At 48.0% G+C, this 17,304-nt stretch carries 17 protein-coding genes and 1 tRNA gene; 6 read left to right on the top strand and 12 right to left on the bottom strand.

The genetic code is table 11. The features are described from left to right. Nucleotides 1-26: 26 nt before the first annotated feature. Nucleotides 27-344: a hypothetical protein gene (locus TM7x_RS01470; RefSeq protein WP_039327225.1), complete on the bottom strand. Its 318-nt coding sequence runs from the start codon at nt 342-344 to the stop codon at nt 27-29. Between the two features lie 548 nt (nt 345-892). On the opposite strand from TM7x_RS01470, the gene TM7x_RS01465 reads away from it, so the two are divergent. The 4 genes from TM7x_RS01465 to TM7x_RS01455 all read left to right on the top strand — a co-directional run bounded on the left by TM7x_RS01465 (nt 893) and on the right by TM7x_RS01455 (nt 6,799). After that, nucleotides 893-4,192, top strand: coding sequence for an ATP-dependent helicase (locus TM7x_RS01465; RefSeq protein WP_039327221.1), 3,300 nt, complete (start codon nt 893-895; stop codon nt 4,190-4,192). Nucleotides 4,193-4,534: 342 nt separating this feature from the next. After that, nucleotides 4,535-4,609 (top strand) — tRNA-OTHER (locus tag TM7x_RS04040). A 266-nt stretch (nt 4,610-4,875) separates the two neighbouring features. Then, nucleotides 4,876-6,006, top strand: a complete 1,131-nt coding sequence (locus tag TM7x_RS04175) for a tRNA dihydrouridine synthase (protein WP_039327218.1) — start codon at nt 4,876-4,878, stop codon at nt 6,004-6,006. A gap of 22 nt (nt 6,007-6,028) precedes the next feature. Further along, nucleotides 6,029-6,799 (top strand): hypothetical protein, encoded by a 771-nt coding sequence (locus tag TM7x_RS01455; RefSeq protein ID WP_039327215.1) that lies wholly within the window; start codon nt 6,029-6,031, stop codon nt 6,797-6,799. Between the two features lie 88 nt (nt 6,800-6,887). Here the strand turns inward: TM7x_RS01455 and atpC are convergent, their stop codons facing one another. The 9 genes from atpC to TM7x_RS01410 are packed head-to-tail and all read right to left on the bottom strand — an operon-like array spanning nt 6,888 to nt 13,497. Continuing rightward, complete coding sequence (gene atpC, locus TM7x_RS01450; protein ID WP_039327212.1) at nt 6,888-7,313, bottom strand: ATP synthase F1 subunit epsilon; 426 nt, start codon at nt 7,311-7,313, stop codon at nt 6,888-6,890. Between the two features lie 2 nt (nt 7,314-7,315). Next, nucleotides 7,316-8,767 carry a F0F1 ATP synthase subunit beta gene (gene atpD / locus TM7x_RS01445; RefSeq protein WP_052198805.1) on the bottom strand — a complete coding sequence of 484 codons (1,452 nt, stop codon included), beginning with the start codon at nt 8,765-8,767 and terminating at the stop codon, nt 7,316-7,318. Nucleotides 8,768-8,781: 14 nt separating this feature from the next. Then, complete coding sequence (gene atpG / locus TM7x_RS01440) at nt 8,782-9,663, bottom strand: ATP synthase F1 subunit gamma (RefSeq protein ID WP_039327209.1); 882 nt, start codon at nt 9,661-9,663, stop codon at nt 8,782-8,784. 3 nt (nt 9,664-9,666) lie between these two features. After that, nucleotides 9,667-11,193, bottom strand: a complete 1,527-nt coding sequence (atpA, locus tag TM7x_RS01435) for a F0F1 ATP synthase subunit alpha (protein WP_039327206.1) — start codon at nt 11,191-11,193, stop codon at nt 9,667-9,669. A gap of 8 nt (nt 11,194-11,201) precedes the next feature. Beyond that, nucleotides 11,202-11,600, bottom strand: a complete 399-nt coding sequence (locus tag TM7x_RS01430; RefSeq protein WP_039327203.1) for a F0F1 ATP synthase subunit delta — start codon at nt 11,598-11,600, stop codon at nt 11,202-11,204. Beyond that, the gene (gene atpF, locus TM7x_RS01425) at nt 11,601-12,143 is read right to left on the bottom strand and encodes a F0F1 ATP synthase subunit B (RefSeq protein ID WP_039327200.1); all 543 of its coding nucleotides are present in this window, start codon (nt 12,141-12,143) and stop codon (nt 11,601-11,603) included. Between the two features lie 15 nt (nt 12,144-12,158). After that, the gene (locus TM7x_RS01420) at nt 12,159-12,371 is read right to left on the bottom strand and encodes a H+-transporting ATPase (protein WP_039327198.1); all 213 of its coding nucleotides are present in this window, start codon (nt 12,369-12,371) and stop codon (nt 12,159-12,161) included. 35 nt (nt 12,372-12,406) lie between these two features. Continuing rightward, entirely contained in the window at nt 12,407-13,243 is an 837-nt protein-coding gene (gene atpB / locus TM7x_RS01415; RefSeq protein WP_052198804.1) for a F0F1 ATP synthase subunit A, read from the bottom strand. Next, the gene (locus TM7x_RS01410; RefSeq protein WP_039327194.1) at nt 13,240-13,497 is read right to left on the bottom strand and encodes an AtpZ/AtpI family protein; all 258 of its coding nucleotides are present in this window, start codon (nt 13,495-13,497) and stop codon (nt 13,240-13,242) included. Before TM7x_RS01410 ends, atpB begins: the two co-directional genes overlap by 4 nt. 42 nt (nt 13,498-13,539) lie before the next feature. Here TM7x_RS01410 and TM7x_RS01405 point away from each other — a divergent pair, with 42 nt between their 5' ends. Both TM7x_RS01405 and TM7x_RS01400 read left to right on the top strand, forming a co-directional pair. Continuing rightward, a complete protein-coding gene (locus TM7x_RS01405) occupies nt 13,540-13,761 on the top strand; it encodes a hypothetical protein (protein WP_039327192.1) in 222 nt (73 codons plus the stop codon). Between the two features lie 51 nt (nt 13,762-13,812). Beyond that, nucleotides 13,813-14,100, top strand: coding sequence for a glutaredoxin family protein (locus TM7x_RS01400; RefSeq protein WP_039327189.1), 288 nt, complete (start codon nt 13,813-13,815; stop codon nt 14,098-14,100). A 48-nt stretch (nt 14,101-14,148) separates the two neighbouring features. Here TM7x_RS01400 and TM7x_RS01395 read toward each other — a convergent pair whose 3' ends face one another. Beyond that, nucleotides 14,149-16,029 carry an ATP-binding cassette domain-containing protein gene (locus tag TM7x_RS01395; RefSeq protein ID WP_039327188.1) on the bottom strand — a complete coding sequence of 627 codons (1,881 nt, stop codon included), beginning with the start codon at nt 16,027-16,029 and terminating at the stop codon, nt 14,149-14,151. Between the two features lie 34 nt (nt 16,030-16,063). Then, nucleotides 16,064-17,230 (bottom strand): ParB N-terminal domain-containing protein, encoded by a 1,167-nt coding sequence (locus TM7x_RS01390; protein WP_039327186.1) that lies wholly within the window; start codon nt 17,228-17,230, stop codon nt 16,064-16,066. Between the last annotated feature and the right edge of the window lie 74 nt (nt 17,231-17,304).

The following is a 17,304-nucleotide window of genomic DNA, read 5'->3' as shown; positions in this document are numbered from 1 at the left end:
TGCGCGAGATGGCAAAGATGTGAAATCTAATAACCAACTTGTCTGACCGATTCAACTGCTTGACGGGAAATATCCAAGTGGCTTTTACCCTTAAACGCGTCTTCTGGATGTTTTTCATTCCAGGCAGCGACATTTTCTTCAGTACAATCTTTAATGGCATGATTAACACAAAACTCAAGTCGCTTAATGCTTTGGGCGTTTTCAAGATAATCGATGGAAGACTGGACTGATCTTCGATATCCTTTTTCGTTCAGCCAGTAGACTTGATAACTCAGAAAAATCAACGCAATCGTCAGCACAAACATATATATATGACTAAATCTTATCTTTTTTAAGTTTTTCATTTACGCCCTCCTTAAAAAATATTATAAATCTTAGCCTCAGAGTCGCTCCAAAGAGCGACTCTGAGGCTCATCTCAGGGATTTCTCCTCTCGAGGAACGCGTAATAGTGAGCCTGTCCAGCAGGCTTCCATAGCCACGCTCCAGGAGGACACGATACCCAGGCTTCGTCATTCCTGGACCCTACGGCAACCCAGGGGCTATACACCCCAAAGGCATATCCAAACGTCCAGACTGCTGCGCAACTGACACTAACACGGTAATACCCCGTGCCGGAATGACAGCTAGCGTGCCCTCTGAGATCAGGCGTCACTTCCGAATAGCAGTTGCCAGGATATGCCTTGGCGCTACTCTGAGTCACGAATAGCGACCCAGCGGTGAGCATGACGATGGCAAGTACGGAAATAATCCTCTTGCTCATGATTCTCCTTCCAGGATAGAAATCGCTAAGGTACTGTGCGTCCCTTAGCTAACTGAAACGCGCAAGGAACTAGCACGATACCCTAATATTACACACCCTATTAAAACTAGTCAACATGGTAAAATAAAACTATGGATTTCAATACTCGCTACGCAAAGTTAAATGATAATCAGCGCCAAGCTGTTGATTATATCCACGGCTCACTTCTGGTGATTGCTGGACCAGGAACAGGCAAAACCGAGCTGCTAAGCATGCGTACCGCTCAAATACTTAAGAAGACCGATACTTTACCGAATAGTATTTTATGTTTGACCTTTACTGAAAGTGGCGCCACCAACATGCGCCAACGCCTTCGTCAGATTATTGGCGAGGATGCATATAAAATTGCCATCCATACATTTCATAGCTTTGGCACAGAAATTATCAATCAACATCGAGAATATTTTTTCCGTGGCGCCGACGCCCAGCCTGTTGACGAGTTAACACAGTACCAAATTATCTCTGGAATTCTTGAAAATCTTGATTGGCGAAATCCATTAACTGTGAAAAATAGCGGGGAATTTGTTTATATCAAAGAACTAATTCGAGTTATTTCCGAATTCAAGCAAAGCGGCTTAACTCCAGCAGAACTAAAGACAATTATTGCGGATAATCAGCGCATTATAGATGAAATTGCGCCAGACATTCAGCAGATTTTTGCCACCAAAATATCTAAAAAAACCATAGAATTATTTGCGCCAATGGCTGAAAGAATCGCCGAGTCAATTGATAAAAATCCCGAAAAAGAAAATTCTAATTTACCATCTTCCGTCACTCCGTACGCCAACGTCTTAGCGCTTAGCGTCGCGCATGCTGCTCAGGAGGCAATTGACACCAACTCCACCAAGCCGCTGACTGCTTGGAAAAATAAATGGTGCGAAAAAAATGCCAATGGCGAATTTGTCCTGAAAGACTCGGCAGCCGCAGAAAAATTATCCGCCGTAATCGACGTTTACGAAAAATACGTAAATATTTTATCCGAGCGCTCGTTATTTGACTACGACGACATGATTTTATCCGTTATTCAAGCCTGCGAATCTCACCCAGAATTGCGTGCAAATCTCCAAGAGCAATTCCAATTCATCATGGTCGATGAATTCCAGGACACCAACTTAGCACAGCTTCGATTGCTATTCAATTTAACCAGCGACAACGACGACAATCCAAATATCATGGCCGTCGGTGATGATGATCAAGCGATTTTCAGCTTCCAGGGTGCGGACGTAGGTAATATCCAGCGTTTCCGCCAACATTATCACAATCCAAAAATCATCGTTCTAACGGATAACTATCGCTCGGCTGAAAATATTTTAACGTCAGCGCGACAAGTAATCACCCAAGGTTCAGATCGACTAGAAAATACCATTGACGGACTGTCTAAGCAGTTGACAGCGCACGCAGACAGCCAAGGATCGCGTGTTGAAATCCAAGAATTTTCTTCTGCCAGCGAAGAGCGAGCGGGAGTGGCTAAGCAAATTGCCGAGCTAATAAAAAGCGGCGAAAAACCAGAAAACATCACGATCATTGCGCGCCATCACAAAGAATTAATCGAGATACTTCCGTATCTTTATAGAGAAAATATCGCGGTTAATTACGAGCGACACGACGACATTTTAGAACAAGACATTATCCAGATTTTAGATAAGCTAGCGCGAGTCATCGTGGCAATTCACCAAAATGATTTAAGCCTAGCCAATAGCCTCCTTCCAGAGATTATCGCTCATCCAGCATTCGGTTTTTCAACGTCAGACATCTGGAAATTAAGCCTTCACGCTTATAAAAATAGACAATTGTGGCTGGAAAGTATGCTGGCAAATAGCACATTTAAGGAATTTGGCGAGTGGCTACTGGACCGTGCCAAGGACGTACCAAATCTACCACTAGAAGAGCAGTTGGATAATCTATTAGGATTAACCGTTGACAATAAAGATTACAATACCTCGACGAGTTCTATCGCCAACTTTTATTTTTCACCAGACAAGCTAGAGAAAAACCCCGATACATATTTAACGACCTTAGAGAGTCTGCGCACTCTACGCCAAAAACTCCGTGACCGAATTACCGATAAAAATCCAACCTTGGAAGATTTTCTGGAGTTTATAGATCTTCACATATCAACCAAAACCCGCCTAACACAAATCCGACCGTACGCCAGTTCAATCCGCGGTGCCATTAACCTAATGACCGCCCACAAGTCCAAAGGGCTAGAATTCCCACACGTCTTTGTTGTCGGGGCAATTGACAGCGCTTGGGGAGAGAAGGTTCGTACGCGCAGTCGACTAATCCGCTATCCCGCAAATCTCCAACTTCAGCCAGCTGGAGCAACCTACGACGAGCGACTTCGTCTGTTCTTCGTGGCGATGACCCGCGCCAAAAACACCTTGACGATGACTTACTCGCAGACCAACGATTCTGGCAGCGACACAATAATTGCCAGCTTCCTCACTAATCACACGCCAACTATTATTCCCGCCATCGAAAATCCAACAGAACAGATTGAAATTGCCAAGACCAGTTGGTCGGAACGCTTGACTTCACCGATTATTCCAGAGCTAAAAGACTTACTAGCTCCAAACCTAGAAACCTACAAACTCTCGGTAACGCATCTTAATAATTTCCTCGATGTTTCGCGCGGCGGGCCACAGAATTTCTTATTGAACAATTTGCTGCATTTCCCAGCCGCCAAAAATTCCGCCGCATCTTACGGAACCGCGATTCACAACAGTCTTCAACAAGCACATTATCTATTAAGCACAGATCACCAATTGCCAAGCACTGAACAAATCCTCCAGTTTTTCCAAAAGTCGCTAGAGGACCAACACTTACCTGCGGATGATTTTCAATTGTACTTGGATAAAGGGAAGTCGGCTTTGACCACATTCTTAAACACCAAGGCCTCTGATTTTCATGACACGGATTTGGCGGAATTGGACTTTTCTAATCAAGGCGTAATTATAGGGGAAGCCAAATTAACTGGTAAACTTGATGTCGTCGACATTGATAAACAGAATAAAACTATATTTGTAACAGATTATAAAACTGGTAAACCATCTCATTCTTGGAAAGGCTCGGCTGATTACGAGAAAATCAAACTTCATAAATATCGTCAGCAGTTGATGTTCTATCAGCTGCTGGTCGAGCATTCACGCGATTATAGCAATTTCACGTTTACTGGCGGGCGACTACAATTTGTCGAGCCAGACATGAAGACCGGCGATATTCTTAGCTTGGAAGACACATTCTCCAGAGAAGAATTGTCTGAATTTACGCAACTGATTGAGATTATTTGGCGAAAAATCACCACCCTAGATCTGCCAGACGTTTCTGGCTATTCGGCGGATTATAAGGGGATGCTACAATTTGAAAACGACCTTCTGACAGGGGAGATATAAAAATATTCTAGTATATTGTTGCATTTTTTTATAGTTAGTGTTATTATAATAAACGCTTTGTTAGTGGAGCTGACTTTTCTAAGTTGTGCTCTCTAGGAGCACAGTTGGGAGGTCGGCTCTTTTCTTTCAGGAAAGAGGTGAGACGGTGTTCAAATATTATGGAAAGAACACCCCCACGGGTCTGTACACTACAATGAAAACCTGTAGTAAATGTGGAAGCGTTTTCTACGTGGACCCCTCGAAGCTTAAGTCATGGAAATTCCATTGCCCGAACTGCGGCAAAAAGGCTTAAGCCTGCCCCTGGGTCTGATTCCCCAGCCGGTAATCCGGGAAAGAATCAAGGGACATGTAAATCGGAAACCCCTCTATCTCTAGATAGAGGCTGGATAGGGGGTTCGACTCCCTCCATGTCCGCCATCCGGCAATCGAAAAACCTGGGACACAACGCCGAAAGCGCCTAGCGGCGTTCAGGTTCATCAATATTTCCCCGCTAGACAACGACGCCTAGCAACGTGAGCCGGCACGTGGAAGTATTGATGTTTTCCAACTTTCGGGTTCGCGAGATTCACTCGTAGAGTCATCCTCAACGCAGAGGACGATTCCGAGCAGAACCGCTTGAGCCCGCCACACCCCATCTCAATGACGAGATGGGGTTTTCTCCTTTTTGTGATAAAATAACAGAGATGACATCATTTTGGAATGATTTACCGCAGCCATTTTTCATCTTGGCGCCCATGGAAGCCGTCACTGACGTGGTGTTTCGTCATGTCGTGAAACAGGCAGGCGCACCCGACGTGTTCTTCACCGAGTTTGCCAATGCCACCGGCTGGGTGCATGCTGGCGATAAGGCTATCGCTGGACGGTTGATTAAAACAGACGACGAACATCCGCTGATCGCCCAAATCTGGGGTGGTGAGCCAGGGGACATGGAAGCTTTCGCGAAGCACTGCGCGGAACTTGGTTTTAACGGAATTGATATCAATATGGGATGTCCCGCCAAATCCGCCATCAAATCAGGTGGCGCAGCACTGATCCGCCAGCCCGACATAGCAGTTGCCGCCATCGCCGCCGCTAAAACTGCCGGGTTACCAGTCAGCGTCAAAACTAGGTTAGGCTATACGTATGTTGACGAATGGCGAGAGTGGCTGACAACTATTTTGCAGCAAGGCATAGTTAATTTGACCATCCACCTGCGCACCAAAAAGGAGATGAGTAAAGTCCCGGCGCATTACGAGCTCATCGACGATATCATTAAACTGCGTGATGAAATCGCCCCACAGACGCTACTAACCATCAACGGCGACATCCGCGACCGTGCCCACGGCGAAGAACTATTTGCAGCCCACCCAGGCCTCAACGGCATCATGATCGGGCGGGGAGTATTTAGCGATCCGTTTTGTTTTCGAGCATCTCGAGCGGTATCTCAGAAAAAATCTGGGCTGGCTTTAGCGGGTCCCGGATTATTTTATGACGATACCCGAGAGATGGGCAACACGTACGCTAAATTGGGGGCTGCGGTGGACACGTCAAGCCCCGTCAGCCGAACGCCACGGGCTGGCGAAGCCACCCGTAAAGAGTACTCCGAGGCAGAGGATGGTTCAACTATTCATCACAAATCTGAACTAATCGCCTTACTACACTACCACCTCGACCTCTTTGACCGCTACCAACCAACCCTCAGCCGCCCCTATGAAACCCTCAAACGCTTCTTCAAAATCTACATCCGCGACTTTGACGGCGCCAAAGAACTGCGTGAACAGTTGATGCATACCACAAATACAGACGAAGTTCGCCAGATACTTGAAGATATATAGTTACTATGGTATAAAATGATACATGTTAGATTTACCTACTGAAGCGATATACCTGCCAGAGAGCAACGACTATGAAGAACTTCCTACGGATAATACTATAACTTTATTTCATAAAACACCTGAAGAATTAACTCCAGAATCAAGAATAGTAATCAGCAATGACACACAAACGATAAAAGACGACGAGTCAAAAACACCTGGAATCCTAATATTGCCAAACGGTGACCAGTTAGCAGTCGACTTCTCTTCTGATCCTTACCTTAACCCTTATGAACTAGACAAGATAAGAGAGAGATCACAAGAGGTAACAAAACTTAATTCAGAACAATCTCGAGTGCGCGTCATTAAAGCACTAGGAGTACTGGGTTCTAGTATTGTTGTTTGGAGTCCCGCACCCGATAGTGCTAGTTATTATGATAAATTTGATATTACACGTGGCAGAAAAGCAGACGACGAAAAAGCAAAAGAATGTCTTAGCGGATTGCTAGAAATAACCAAAATTCTGGGCGCTTACGGATTAATATGTGCAACATTTGACCCTAAACATATACGTAGCCACAAAGACACACTAGTAATAGATGACCAAAGATCAGTTCGAAGTCTGGATGAAGGTGACGTGGTTTACAGAACTATGGAGATTTATTATAGAGACCTCGTAAGACAAGGGATTACGGGCTACCAATTTAGAGAATTCTTCGTACGGCCTCTTTGTGAAATTGTCTCAGAACAAGAAGGATCCTTGCTATACAGGAAAGGAATGGGTTCTATAAAATCATTTCTATCCGATTACTAGATCGTAGACGCCATATCAAGAGATTGCAATCATAATTACAAAATAAGACCTCATGATGGCGGGAGGTCTTATTATTGTACTTTCAATCCTAGCGCCGTCGCTTGCGCCGATGAAGATCCGCCACCTTCAACCTTACCATGTGCCGGTCGATGATCTGTTTGGCTTTCTCGCGCTCGACTTGGTCGCCGGCTTCGTCGCGGGCTTTGATGGCGCGCTCTAGTGCCGCCTGCGTTTCCGCCTCGATGATATCGTCGCCATGGTCAGCCTCGTCCACTAGGATTTGCACCGATGAATAATCAATTTTCACCACGCCGCCGGAGATCGCGAAATACTCTAATTGGCTATCCAGATCTTCTTTATGGCGGCGCACAGTAATGACGCCGTCCCGCGCAATCGTCACTAGCGGCTCATGACTAGGGAAGACGGATATTTCGCCGTCAATGGTTGGAATTGACAGCGAATAAACCTCTTCGTCAACCTTCGTGCCAACAAGTGTAACCAATGACAATTTCATGGCTATTTGGCTTTCTTTTCGCTTGACTTGGCGGCGGATTTTTTGTCGGCAGCTGGCTTGGATTGCTCGGCGGCGTCACGAGCTACTTGGTCGCTCAATGTGCCTTGCACCATGTAGAACCAGTTTTCTGGCTTGTCATCGTATTTACCAGCCAAGATGTCGGCAGCGTCGCGAATGGTGTCTTCCAACTTGACGTACACGCCAGGGTTACCAGTAAACTTCTCAGCCACGTGGAATGGCTGGGCTAGGAAACGCTGGATGCGACGCGCCCGAGCGACGATTTGCTTCTGGTCGTCCGACAATTCTTCCATACCGAGGATGGCGATGATATCCTGCAATTCTTTGTACTGCTGCAATACTCGCTGAACTTCGCGTGCCACGCGGTAATGCTCCTCGCCAACAATCTCTGGATCAAGCGAGTTAGAGCTGGAATCCAGCACATCGACAGCCGGGTAGATACCAATTTCCGTCAAAGCACGGTTCATCACGATGGTAGCGTCCAGGTGAGCGAAGGTCGTCGCTGGCGCTGGGTCGGTCAAGTCGTCAGCTGGCACATACACCGCCTGAACAGAGGTGATCGAACCCTTTTTCGTCGAGGTGATGCGCTCCTGCAGCGCACCCATCTCTTGCTGCAAGTTCGGCTGATAACCCACAGCACTTGGCAAACGACCGAGCAACGCTGATACCTCAGCACCAGCCTGGGTGTAGCGGTAAATATTGTCGATAAACAGCAGCACGTCCTTACCTTCGTCACGGAAGGCTTCAGCCATCGCCAGACCTGATAATGCCACGCGCAAACGCGCTCCAGGTGGCTCGTTCATCTGACCAAACACCAGCGAGGTCTTGTCCAGCACGCCGGCATCTTCCATTTCGTAGTACAAGTCATTGCCTTCGCGAGTACGCTCACCAACACCGGCAAAGACCGAGTTACCAGAGTGGAACTTGGCGATATTGTTGATCAGCTCGGTGATCAAGACGGTTTTACCGACACCAGCACCGGCGAACAGACCCGCTTTACCACCCTTGGCCAGTGGTGCGATCAGGTCAACAACTTTAATTCCAGTTTCCAAAATCTCCGTCTTGTTCGACTGCTCGGAAAGCTCTGGAGCAGGGCGGTGAATTGGTGCAGTTTTGCCCTTTGGCTGCGGTTTCTCGTCAATCGCTTCACCAACCACGTTAAACATGCGCCCCTGGGTCTCAGCACCCACTGGCACAGAAATCGGTGCACCAGTCGCCACCACGTCCGCACCGCGAGCCAAGCCATCAGTCGACGACAGGGCAATCGTTCGCACCGTGTGCTCGTCGAGGTGCTGCGCCACTTCTAAAACCAACGTCTCTTTGCCATTTTTAACATGCAACGCGTCATAAATCGCCGGCAATTTAACGTCACGTGGAAACTCCACATCGACCACCACGCCAACGATTTGAATAATTTTTCCTAAATCTTTTGCCATCTTGTTCTCCTTTATCATTGTTCCATCGCCTCCACGCCACCGGAAATTTCTGCCAACTCCTGAGTGATCGCACCTTGGCGAGCTTTGTTCATCGCCAAGGTTAGATCATCCACCAAATCAGAAGCGTTATCGGTGGCATTTTTCATCGCCATCATCCGCATGGAGTGTTCTGAAGCACGAGCGTCCAGCAGCGCCTGCAATAACCTCGCACCCGTTAAACGATTCGCCACGGCGTCCAGCACTTCTGGAATGCTCGGCTCATACTTGGCATCAGAAACTGTGTTAGAAACTTCACTCGGATCGATCAGCGTCTTCGTACCAGCTGGCAACAAGCGCGATAACTCTGCCGTCTGCACCATACTATTGACAAATCGCGTGTACACCAGTGTTACTGCGTCAACTTCGCCATTCTCAAACATGCTAGTCGCGGTGTTTAAAATGGTGTGAAAAGTTAGCCCTGACGGCTGATCTGGTAAATCATCATAGTTACCGATAATCTTCGTATCCTTCAAGCGCGAGGCAAACTGTGAAGCCCGACGTCCAATTGTCAGGGTCAGATTCTCAATACCGCGCTCATCATCACGCTTCAGTAGCTCTAGATATTTCTTCAAGACATTAGTGTTATATGCACCAGCCAGGCCTTTATCACTAGCGATGACGATAATCAAGCGCTTGGTAATTTTGCGGCGCTTGAACAGCAGATGATTATCAGTCGCACCTTGACTAGCCAAGTAACTCAGCAGCTCCTCGGCCGCCATAGTGTAAGGAGCCGAGGCCTTGTCCGCCTCTTGCGAACGGCGCATTTTGCTGGCCGCCACCAATTGCATCGCCTTGGTGATCTGCTTGGTCGAATCCACCGAGCGAATGCGATTTTTCAGCGCACGAGTACTCGGCATGAATTACTCCTCAAATCCTTTCGCCACTGCCTGCGTTGCCTCATCAATCAGCTTCAGTTGTTCGTCAGTCGGCTTGTCACCCTTGTTTAGTTCACGCATTGCGTCTTTGTTATTCTTCCAAAGCTGTGTCAACAGAGTGTCCTGTGCTTCCTTGATCTTGGCGACTGGCACACTGTCAAACGCACCGCTGGTCACCGCATGGATACTGACAAATTGTTCCCAGACACTCATCGGCTGGTACTGCGGCTGCTTGAGCAGCTCAGTCAAACGTTGACCACGGTCAATTTGTGCCTTGGTCGCATCATCCAGGTCCGAGCCAAATTGAGCAAACGATGCCAATTCACGGAACTGTGAAAGGCCGAGCTTCAAGTTACCACCAACTGATTTAACCGCCTTGGTCTGGGCAGCACCACCTACGCGGGAAACTGATAGACCGGCAGAAATCGCCGGGCGAATACCTTGGTAGAACAAGTCAGTTTCCAGGAAAATCTGGCCGTCGGTGATGGAAATCACGTTGGTCGGGATGTACGCCGAAATATCGCCAGCCTGTGTCTCGATGATCGGCAGGGCAGTCAGTGAACCGGCGCCCAATTCGTCCGACAACTTAGCTGAACGCTCCAGCAGACGAGAGTGCAAGTAGAAGACATCACCAGGATACGCCTCTCGTCCCGGTGGACGACGGAGCAAGAGCGACATCTGGCGGTAAGCCACGGCGTGCTTGGTCAAATCGTCATAAATCATCAGCGCGTGGCCACCGTTGTCGCGGAAATATTCACCCATGGCCGTACCAGCATATGGCGCCAGGTACAACAGGGAAGCCGCGTCCGACGGACTAGTCGCCACCACGATGGTTTGCTCCATCACGCCTTCTTCTTTCAGGCGGTCAACCAACCTGGCAATCTTTGATAATTTCTGTCCAATCGCTACGTAAACGTTGACTACGCCGGTCTTTTGCCGTGCCTGGTTGATCATGGTGTCGATGGCAATAGCGGTCTTTCCGGTCTGGCGATCACCGATGATCAACTCACGCTGCCCGCGACCGATTGGGAACATGGCGTCAATTGACATGATACCGGTCATCAATGGTTCATGCACCGATTTGCGGCCCATCACGCCGATGGCTGGCCGTTCAATCAGCCCACGCTGCTTCGTCTTGATAGCTGGTCCGCCATCGAGCGGCCGACCGAGCGGGTCAACCACGCGGCCGAGCAGTTCCTCGCCAACCGGCACGTCCAGCACCGCACCCTTGCGGCGAACGCTGGCGCCAGCCTTGACTTTTTCTTCGCCGCCGAGGATCACCGCACCGATTTCATCTTCCATCAAGTTCAGCGCAAAGGCTTCCACTGTGCCGCCATCAGTTTCAATTTCTAGCACTTCGCTGTAGCCAGCTTTACTGAGGCCGTGCACCCATGCCACGCCGTCACCGACGCGGATGACCACACCAGCGTCCTCTAGTCCTTCCGTCGCCTCCAGCTGCGCGATTTTTTCCCGCAGGCTTTTGGCTAGTTCTGTCACATCAATCTTGCTCATTTTTCCTCCTAGATTTTCTTCGCCCGCAAGTCGTTTAATTTCTTGGCAATCGTCGCGTCCAGCGTTGCGGTTGGCGTTCGTAGCTTGAAGCCACCAATTAGCGTTGGGTCAATTGATTCCTTCAGCGTCACCTTCGACTTATTATTATTGGCGCTCACTGCAGACATCAGATATTTTTCTATCTCTCGCTTTGTATCAACATCAAGCTTCCTTGCGCTTTCAACTGACGCCACGATTTCACCATGCTCAGCCAATTCTGCTTCGACATCCCTCACTAACAACTCAATCTCTCGCTGGCGTTTTTCATGAACCAACAAACTAGCAATTTCTTCCATAATCGTATCATTGCCAGCCATAATCTGCTCAGCTGCGTATTTTGCCAACTTTCGCCTGGACACCAATCGCATCTATTCAGCCTCCTCTAGCGCGGTCGAGATTAGCTTTGCATCCTTTTTAGAATTAATCTTCTCGTTTAAGACTTTGCCAGCCGCCTCAGCTACCAATTCCAGAGTTGAATTATGCAATTCTTTCTTAGCGTTTTTAACTTCCTGGGCAATTGTATTATGAGCTTCTTTAATCAAGGCCTCCGACTTGGCGGTGGCTTTTTTAGCCGCTTCCTCAACAACCTCGGCTGCTTCTTCTCGAGCTGATGCTACGATATTACTAGCTTCAACTCGGGCTTTTCGCACCATCTCGGCAGTCATCTCTTCGGCTCTATCAGCATTTTCTTTGGCTGATTTCGCCGCCGCGTCCGCAGCCTTAAGGTCTTTCTCGCGCTTAACAAGCATCTCCATCATTGGCGGATAGACAAACTTACGCAGCACGAAAAGCAGAATCAGAAACGCTACTGTCTGAAGTGCTAGCAATGTCCAATCAATCCCTAGCGAGCTCAGCAAATCAGCCTTCTCTGACGCGCCAGAATTGGCAAATTGTGTTAATATTCTCTCCACAATTTACTCCGAAAACTACATAACTTTGCCGACGATTGCTGCGACGAAACCAATAATAGCAATCGCGTCGATGAAAGAGATACCCAAAATCATCATTGTGCGTAGGTCGTTGATTTTTTCTGGGTTGCGACCAGCGGCGTTCATAGCAGCTGCGCCAACGATTGCAGCGCCGATTGCCGCAAATGCAGCTGGGATTGCGTAGGTAAGTGCAAATGATAATGCTTCCATTTTTAATATTCTCCTTTAATTAATTGTTAACTAATTTAATCACTTTCTGCCGTCACTAATTTCTTAGCTTCAACAGAGGAGTGAACATCATCAAGTGGCTCGTGTGAATCGTGGTGAGCCAGCCCCAGGGAAATAAACACCGTTGACAACATAAAGAAAATGTATGCCTGAATGCCGCCGATAAATAACTCGAAGAAATAGAAAGGCTGCAGTGCAGCTGGTGACATAAATTGCGTCATATAAGCAATGATAGCCAATAGAATTTCGCCAGCCAAAACGTTACCAAACAAGCGAAAACTCAGACCTAGCATTCGCGAAAACTCTGCCACCAACTCCAAAATACCAACGAACGCCATAATTGGGTCGCGCAGTGGATTAACAAAATATCGTCCCATATTCCCCTTAAAACCTAAGTATTTAAAGGCATAAACTTGTGCGGCGACAATTGTCACAATTGCTAATCCAAATGTCATATTAAGATCCGCTACGCCGCCACGGAACAGGGGAGTGTGATGCTCGCCGATGGTAATTGGACCAACAATCGGCAAAAGTCCCAGCCAGTACTGTGCGACAATAAAGAAGAACAGGGTAATACATAACGGCGCTACTTTACGCGCCCACTTCTCGTCAGGAATAACCTGATGAACAGTATTATATAGTCCATCAAAAGTCCACTGGGCCAACATGGTTGCAAAATTATGCTTCTTTTTCCCTAAAACTGCTACTCGCGTGCGGAACATTAGCCATACTAGCGCCACCAAACCTAAGATCCCAACCAGATGAGAATTAGTTATTGATACGCCAGCTATATTAAAAACTTCGTCAACTTTTACCGAAATGTGCGGACCAGCACTTGCTATGTAATTAATCATTTATTCGACTCCTGTCGCTTAATCTTAGCAATTTGCAAAAACACCAGAACAGCCGCAACAATCACGCCAATGACAATCCCCATAAGCGTCAACTTAGGCCTTAGTCCAGTTCTATCATCCAGCCACAATCCCAACAAAGTTAAACCAACTGTCGGCAAAAACATCCGCCACGTCGTACCAATCATCGTCTTAGTCAAAAGCGTTGCCGCATTAAAGTCGTCTGTTTTACTAGCAGAAGTATCAGTTTCCTTCATGATTACTTATCACTATATCAATCTGTTATACTATTTTGCAAGATGCCTCGGCGAAATTATCCAAAAAATAGTCAAAAATCACAGAAAACATCATTGATGTCAATTACTGGTCTGGCTAATTGTCAGAAAAAGCGACACTTCTCGACAGAAGTAAAAGCACGCCAAGCCGCGGACACCCAAGAACTAGTCAACTCAAATTTATCCATTGACGTATATCGCTGCGAATGGTGCAAAGGCTGGCACCTGACTTCTAAGAATTCTTAATAAGCGTAGCCAATATGCTATAATTGAGATTGTTATTAAACAGGGGAGTATATGAGCGAAGACACGACAAACAACCACCAAGACACAAAAGTTGTTGTATATAGCACCAGCTGGTGTGCGTTTTGCCACACGGAAATGGAATGGCTGAAAAAGTTGGGTATTGATTTTGTTTCTAAGGATATCGAGGCCGATCCTAGCGCTAAGGAAGAATTGCTAAATAAAAACGGTGGCAATTTCCAAGGCGTGCCAGTCACCGACATTAACGGGGAACTAGTGCTTGGCTTTGACCGACCAAAGCTGCAAGACTTGCTGCGCAAGAACGGCTTATTGGCTGACTAGAATATACACTTGAACGAGTAATTATCCCGCCTAACAGTGGCGGGATTTTTATGCTGCGCCAATCTGCACGACCTCGCCGCCGATTTCTTGGCGGAAATAATTGTCGTGGCTAACGTACAGGATAGCGCCAGAATATTTCGCCAGCGCCGTCTCCAGCTCCTCGATGCTCGGCAGGTCAAGATGGTTGGTCGGCTCATCCAAAATCAGCAGCTGCGGGTCATTTGCTAGCATAGCGATAATCTGAAAGCGCGCTTTTTGGCCACCCGACAGGCGAGCCAGCGGCGTCATCCGATCGGCTTCGGTGAACAAATAGTCAGCCAGTAGTTGGCGAATCTTAGTATCAGAAATCGGCAGGTCGCGGCTGAGATACAACTTCTCAATCGACGCCTGCAGCGGATCCGCCAAATACCGCTCATCAATCTCTTGCTCATACACGCCCACCCGCACCTGCGGGTCAAGGAAGAGGTTGCCGGAGTAAAGGATGGGAGCGGCAGGTGCGACACCTTCTACGCCAGAGACTGTGGAACGTTCGCGAGTAGCGGACGTTTCAGCCGAACGCTTGCGAAAAATCTCCGGTGGAGATTTGAGCGAAGAGTGTGCTCTGGCGGAGGACTGCGGAGCGCTTGCCGCGGTTCGACTTCCAGCCGTCTCCTCCAAGTCGAATGCGTCCGGCAACACCGTCCGCGAAACCATCGACTTGCCAGAGAGACTGGAGTCCGAACCTCGCCGCTGCCCCAACAACATCCGAATCAGCGTCGTCTTGCCGGCGCCGTTACGGCCGCGCAGCTCCACCGCCTCGCCCTCGCGCAGATCAATATTCACCCCCTCAAACAATATCCTTTCGCCAACGCCAACCGCCGCGTCCTCAACTCGCACCAGCACATGCTGACTGCGACTGGCCGCGTCCTTCATCGACAGCCGGATATTGCGCGCCTTGAACTTGCCGTAGCGCTCAGCCGACTTATAATCAAGCTGCCCAGCCGACTGCTTGTCGATCCAAAACGTCGGCTTGTCCATCTCTGATAATTCCGCCAGCTCGGCCCGCGCCTCATGTTCCAGCCGCTTAAACTTTTGGATGGTGCCGGGGTTACGCGACTTTTCCTTCAGCCGCTGATAATCCAGCACTTTTTGTTTGAGGTTAGTTATCCGCTTCTCGACTTGCTCAAAATTATTCATGCCCGCCGCCGTCGCCTGAGCGTTTTGCTTGAGGTAGGCGTCATAATTACCGCGGTAGCTGACCGCTTGGCCGTCTTTAAGTTCAACAATTCGATCCACCCGGCCTAACACATCGCGGTCATGGGTGATGATCAACATGGCCTGGCGCGGTTGCGAACTCATCCAGTCGATAAACTGCTGCTTGGCAACGTAATCCATGTGATTAGTCGGCTCGTCGATCAGCGCCAAATGTGCCCCCGCATGCATAATCTTCACAATCTCCACCAGCCGCTTCTGACCACCCGACAGGGAACCAAGCGGCCGCTCGCCGCACCCGCTCAGCTGAAAATTATCGAGCTCTCGGGCAATCTTCTCCTCGATCTGGTAAAACCCTTTCTGGTCAAATCGCTCCAGTGCCTGCGTGTACTCCTCAATTTTACGCATATTATCGCCCATGGTCTCGGGATATTCATCAATAATTTTCTTTAAGCTCGCATATTCTGGTAGCCCCGCCAAAATGTAGCTCAGCACCGTCTGATCGCCCAAACCATGATGCTCCTGCGCCGTACTGGCCACGGTGATGCCGCGCCGAAAAATCACCTCACCAGTATAGTCGGTGTCCGTGCCCGCCAAGATGCCAAACAATGTCGACTTACCGACGCCATTACGGCCGACCACACCAACCTTCTCACCATCATCCACGCTAAACTTGACGTCGCGCATCAACGTCTTGTCGCCAAAACTTTTTTCGGTGATGTGAATGTCGGCTATCATCCGACTTATTATAGCAAAGGTGGGGGGAGAAGTATTAGATACTTGCAGATAAGGCTATTCCGCCCAAACTCTGATACTCATAGTTTTCTGCGGACTTAAGTTTCTCTAATAAGCTATCCACTTCATCGCTACCCAGCAACCCCTCTTGGCCCTTAATCATATCCGATAATAAACCGCTGGCATGCCTTACAGTCATATCATTAAGCGCTCGACGAAGATTTCTAATTTCACCATCAATAATCTGCGACGGCGGCTCCTGCAAGGTAAATAGCGGCTCGTCTGACACCGGCACCATCACACCTTTCATTCTCTCAAGCTCATTCCTAATGAGAACCCTAGACTCCAAAATACTTCTGTTCTTTCCTGTACTCCGATTGCCACTAACTATTTCAATACACAGCCTATCCAAGAAGACTTCAGTAGCCAACTCAATTTGTCTTTTGGATTCTTCGTTTATCGCCGAATCATCAAACCCAGAAAAGCCCATTTTATAAGCAAAAAAGTCCAGCATAATAGGGACGCCAGCACCCATCTCGACCCCCACGGAATACTTAATTGCACCGCCTAAAATGAAATTCCGAATTCTTGATGGCAGATTAGCGTAATGTAAAGCATCACGTAGTGTGCCTCTTGTAATATTAATGTTTTGACTGGACTGGCTATTGAGGAATTCTTTTTTATTACTCCAACTACCATTCTCCAAACCCCAAACGTACAACTCCACGATAGCCATAGCTTCACGCTCTTTCGGAGGTGCACTATGTAGATTATCAGCCCGCTGAACTGAGACAATATCCATGACTGAACCCATTTTTACTACCTTAACCGGCATTTCAATATCAGCAGGAAGCGCACCTTCGTTGATTAGCTCCTCGACAGCCGCGCATCTGGTGTGTCCAGCTACCATAAGATAGTAATTGCCATCTAGGCGCAGCCTGTCAGCAAAGTCATCGAAATTCGCATCACCACCCCACGTACGATTTGTAAAGCCGATATACTCCTCCAGTAAAGCAGGAGTAACGCTAGCTACAATTGGTGGATAGAGCAGCCCTTCCTGCAGGATACTGTCCTTCAGGGCGGTCGTTACTCTATTTCTGTCGCCACGAATCTGAGATAGCTGTACAATTTCACCAAGAGGAACTTGATCTTGCTCGCCATTAAGTAATAAGCCTTCGCGGCCAGACATTTTTTCTCCACGCATTCATCCAGTATGACAAAAATGACACACTCTTTTCAAGGGTTATATATTGTATTTTTAACATGCTTATGGCATAA

Origin of the sequence: Candidatus Nanosynbacter lyticus (assembly GCF_000803625.1) — a bacterium.
GTDB classification, from domain to species: Bacteria; Patescibacteriota; Saccharimonadia; order Saccharimonadales; family Saccharimonadaceae; genus Nanosynbacter; species Nanosynbacter lyticus.
The sequence above is the reverse complement of the archived record's forward strand: the minus strand, read 5'-3'. Positions and strand labels throughout refer to the sequence as shown.

What these genes read in the sequence shown, in the direction of transcription:
- atpC (WP_039327212.1), bottom strand. Translation starts at nt 7,313, where the DNA reads ATGAAATTGTCATTGGTTACACTTGTTGGCACGAAGGTTGACGAAGAG.
- TM7x_RS01410 (WP_039327194.1), bottom strand. Translation starts at nt 13,497, where the DNA reads ATGAAGGAAACTGATACTTCTGCTAGTAAAACAGACGACTTTAATGCG.
- TM7x_RS01465 (WP_039327221.1), top strand. Translation starts at nt 893, where the DNA reads ATGGATTTCAATACTCGCTACGCAAAGTTAAATGATAATCAGCGCCAA.
- TM7x_RS01430 (WP_039327203.1), bottom strand. Translation starts at nt 11,600, where the DNA reads ATGCGATTGGTGTCCAGGCGAAAGTTGGCAAAATACGCAGCTGAGCAG.
- TM7x_RS01395 (WP_039327188.1), bottom strand. Translation starts at nt 16,029, where the DNA reads ATGATAGCCGACATTCACATCACCGAAAAAAGTTTTGGCGACAAGACG.
- TM7x_RS01455 (WP_039327215.1), top strand. Translation starts at nt 6,029, where the DNA reads ATGTTAGATTTACCTACTGAAGCGATATACCTGCCAGAGAGCAACGAC.
- atpD (WP_052198805.1), bottom strand. Translation starts at nt 8,767, where the DNA reads ATGGCAAAAGATTTAGGAAAAATTATTCAAATCGTTGGCGTGGTGGTC.
- atpB (WP_052198804.1), bottom strand. Translation starts at nt 13,243, where the DNA reads ATGATTAATTACATAGCAAGTGCTGGTCCGCACATTTCGGTAAAAGTT.
- TM7x_RS01400 (WP_039327189.1), top strand. Translation starts at nt 13,813, where the DNA reads ATGAGCGAAGACACGACAAACAACCACCAAGACACAAAAGTTGTTGTA.
- atpG (WP_039327209.1), bottom strand. Translation starts at nt 9,663, where the DNA reads ATGCCGAGTACTCGTGCGCTGAAAAATCGCATTCGCTCGGTGGATTCG.
- atpA (WP_039327206.1), bottom strand. Translation starts at nt 11,193, where the DNA reads ATGAGCAAGATTGATGTGACAGAACTAGCCAAAAGCCTGCGGGAAAAA.
- TM7x_RS01390 (WP_039327186.1), bottom strand. Translation starts at nt 17,230, where the DNA reads ATGCGTGGAGAAAAAATGTCTGGCCGCGAAGGCTTATTACTTAATGGC.
- TM7x_RS01405 (WP_039327192.1), top strand. Translation starts at nt 13,540, where the DNA reads ATGCCTCGGCGAAATTATCCAAAAAATAGTCAAAAATCACAGAAAACA.
- TM7x_RS04175 (WP_039327218.1), top strand. Translation starts at nt 4,876, where the DNA reads ATGACATCATTTTGGAATGATTTACCGCAGCCATTTTTCATCTTGGCG.
- TM7x_RS01420 (WP_039327198.1), bottom strand. Translation starts at nt 12,371, where the DNA reads ATGGAAGCATTATCATTTGCACTTACCTACGCAATCCCAGCTGCATTT.
- TM7x_RS01470 (WP_039327225.1), bottom strand. Translation starts at nt 344, where the DNA reads ATGAAAAACTTAAAAAAGATAAGATTTAGTCATATATATATGTTTGTG.